This is a genomic window from Pseudoalteromonas sp. S2893, assembly GCF_005887105.1.
Taxonomy (GTDB): Bacteria; Pseudomonadota; Gammaproteobacteria; order Enterobacterales; family Alteromonadaceae; genus Pseudoalteromonas; species Pseudoalteromonas atlantica.
Genome location: NZ_PNCY01000165.1, coordinates 1 through 269, shown reverse-complemented (window position 1 = coordinate 269; position 269 = coordinate 1). Strand labels below are relative to the sequence as shown.

Sequence of the window (269 nt, the reverse complement as noted above, 5' to 3'; positions counted from 1 at the left end):
GGTACATCTGAGCATGGAGCGGAAACTAGCACCGTACCAGCGCCCTATCGCAAAACAAGTGAACATGTCTGGCCGTAAACGGGCATAGTGCAAGGCGATGATATTTCAAACCTTATTACGGCTAATGCTAATCACCAGCTATATTTTAACGCGATTTTAGAAAACGGTCAGCCGCAATTTAGTAATAAGCATAATGTACTTGGTGAGAAAGAATTAGGGATAAAACAAAAAAATTTAAGCTTTAATATTAACCGTGAAAAAACCATACA

At 39.0% G+C, this 269-nt stretch carries 1 protein-coding gene; it reads left to right on the top strand.

From position 1 onward, the window contains the following. Window positions 1-87 precede the first annotated feature (87 nt). The coding region (locus CWC04_RS19795; protein WP_212747137.1) for a hypothetical protein at window positions 88-269 on the top strand (182 nt) is incomplete at its 3' end.